The following is a 2,535-nucleotide window of genomic DNA, read 5'->3' as shown; positions in this document are numbered from 1 at the left end:
GGCTGGCGGAATGGACTACCTCTGGCGTGCCGTGGACCTCGTGCGCCGGGTCGGGGGTTGCGGACTCCGCGGCCGGTGTGGGCGTGGGCACGGCGGCGGGCTGCGAGGCGCCCATGGTCGACTGGTAGACGATCGCGCCGACGGCGATCGCAGCCCCTGCGATGACGAGGTTGCCCGGCTTCATTCGTCTCCCCGCCGCAGGTATCGGCGCAGGGAGGGCGGGGATTGGGCGGCGGCAGGGGGTCGGGCCGGTGATGGGAGGGTAACAGAACAAGGGGCGGCCGCCGTGCCGGCAGCCGACCCGGGTATCCTGGGTGAGCCCGTGATGGGGACTTAGCGCTTGGTGAACTGCGGTGCCTTGCGCGCGCGCTTCAGGCCAGGCTTCTTGCGCTCCTTCATGCGGGCGTCGCGGGTGAGGAGGTTATCGGGCCGCTTGAGCATCGGCTTGAGGGAGGGGTCGGAGGCCACGAGGGCGCGGGCGATGCCCATCTTGATGGCGCCGGCCCAGCCGCTGATGCCGCCGCCCTCGCATTTGATGGTGGCGGAGAACCGGCCTTCGCGATTGAGCCGCTTGAGCGGGGCGAGGATCTCCACGCGGTGGGCGTCGCGGGTGAAGAGCTCCTCGAAGGGCTTGCCGTTGACGATGATGGCGCCGTTGCCGCCGGGGTAGAGGCGGACGCGCGCGACGGCGGTTTTGCGGCGCCCGGTGCCGTAGTAGTACTGGTCGGCCATGGGTTACTCCTCGCTGGATTCGGAGGTGGACTCGGCGCGGGTCCGGCGCCGGCGGGCGGGCTTTTCGGCTTCGGCAGCGGTGTCGGCTGCGGCGGCGGCTTCGGCAGGAGCAGCCGCGCGGCGGCGCGGGCGTTTCTCAGCGGCCGGAGCCTCGCTTGCCGTAGCCTCAGCGCCGGCAGCGGCTGCGGCCATCGCATTCTGCTCCTCGGCAGTCGGCTCGGCAGATTCGGCTTCCTGCTTGAGGACGCGGGCACGCGCGCGGCGGGCGACTTCGGCGGCCTCGGCCGAGGGAGCGGCCGGGGCAGCGACGACGGGAGCGGTGAGCGGCCGGAGGCCCTTCGGGCGGTAGGGCGTGGTGGCGAGCGCTTCGAGGGCGGCCTGCCGCTGGGCCTGGGCGCGCTGGCTGGCGATCACCTGGGCCTGGTGCGGATGGGTGGGCCCGGCGTAGACCTTGAGGTGGCGGAGCATCTGCTTGCCGAGGGGGCCCTTGGGGAGCATGCCCCAGACGGCGCGTTCGATGACCCGCTCGGGGAAGCGCTGGATCTGCTCGGTGAAGGAACGAGCGCTGAGGCCGCCGGGGTAGCCGGAGTGGCGATAGTAGACCTTCTGCGCGGCCTTGTTGCCGGAGAGGCGGACCTTCGACGCGTTGACGACGATGACGAAGTCGCCGCCATCGAGGTGGGGTTCGAAGGTGGGCTTGTGCTTGCCGCGCAGGAGATGGGCCACTTCGGTGGCGACGCGGCCGAGGGGCCGCCCGGCGGCGTCGATGACGTGCCAGTCCTTATAGATTTGCGAGGCTTTGATGCGGACGGTGGTGTTCATGGCGTGTATCCCTCGTCGTACCAGACACGTTCGAGACAGAGGCCGCGGGCGGGCGCCAGGTGGGTGAAGCTGCCGGGCCGTGCCTGTTCGAGCAGGCTGACGATTTCCTCCTGTGTTGCGGCGTGGCGTCCAACCCTGGCGAGCGCGGCGGTGAGCCGCCGGACCATCTGGGGCAGGTACGCGTCTGCCTCGATATCGAAATGGAGCACATCGCCGGAGCGATGGACTCGCGTGGCGAACACGGTGCGCACGGGGGAGCGCCCCGGTTCGAGAACACCGGCGAAGGCGCGGAAATCGCGCCGGCCGATGAAGTGTGCGGCGAGCTCCTGCATGGCGTCGAGGTCGAGGTTGCCCTCGATGTGCCAGCTGAAGCGGCGCGCGAGGGGGTCGCGCGCCTCGCCGTTGCTGATGGTGTAGCGGTACCAGCGCCTGCGGGCCCAGCGGCGTGGATCGAACGCCAGCGGGACCTCGCGCACTGCGCGGACCGCTACATCTTCGGGGAGGAGCGCGTTGAGCGCTCGCCCGATGGTGGCGGCATCGTGCCGGGTGAGGGCGGTGAATGCTGCCACCTGGCCCCTCGCATGGACGCCGGCATCGGTGCGTCCTGCGAGGTGAACGCGCACGCTGGCCTGGAAGAGCTGGCTGGCGGCGCGTTCGAGTTCTTGCTGGACGGTCCGGCCGTTCGGCTGGAGCTGGGAGCCGACGAAGTCGGTACCGTCGTAGCTGACGGTGGCCGCGAAGCGTCTCGCGGTCACGGGGTCATGCGTTGTTGGTTTCCTCCTGCTCGTCGCTGGTTTCGGGCTGCCCGGCTTCGGCCGCCGGCGTCTCCGGCGCTTCGGGGGCGGCGGTTTCGGCGGATGCGGCCTCAGCCGCGGGCGTCTCAGGCGCCTCCGCAGCCGATTCGGCGGGTGTTGCGTCGGTCACGTCCTCGGCCGCGGGTGCGGCGGCTGCCGGCGCGGCGGCGGCTGCGGCAGCGCGGGC

Annotated in this window: 4 protein-coding genes and 1 pseudogene; all 5 read right to left on the bottom strand. The window is 71.4% G+C overall.

Annotated features, from left to right (window positions below):
• On the bottom strand, window positions 1-184 hold a 184-nt coding region (locus VAE46_RS05335), incomplete at its 3' end, for a hypothetical protein (protein ID WP_322795881.1).
• 149 nt (window positions 185-333) lie between these two features.
• Entirely contained in the window at window positions 334-732 is a 399-nt protein-coding gene (gene rpsI, locus VAE46_RS05330) for a 30S ribosomal protein S9 (protein WP_322795880.1), read from the bottom strand.
• A gap of 414 nt (window positions 733-1,146) precedes the next feature.
• A pseudogene (gene rplM, locus VAE46_RS13525) lies at window positions 1,147-1,554 on the bottom strand (50S ribosomal protein L13); the annotation flags it as partial.
• Window positions 1,551-2,309, bottom strand: a complete 759-nt coding sequence (gene truA / locus VAE46_RS05320) for a tRNA pseudouridine(38-40) synthase TruA (protein WP_322795878.1) — start codon at window positions 2,307-2,309, stop codon at window positions 1,551-1,553. The pseudogene rplM and the gene truA, both read right to left, overlap by 4 nt.
• Window positions 2,310-2,313: 4 nt before the next feature.
• A partial coding sequence (locus tag VAE46_RS05315; protein WP_322795877.1) for a hypothetical protein occupies window positions 2,314-2,535 on the bottom strand: 222 nt, incomplete at its 5' end.

The organism is Tepidiforma sp. (assembly GCF_034433535.1).
GTDB lineage: Bacteria > Chloroflexota > Dehalococcoidia > Tepidiformales > Tepidiformaceae > Tepidiforma.
Note: the sequence above shows the minus strand (reverse complement) of the source record. Positions and strands in the feature narration are given on the sequence as shown.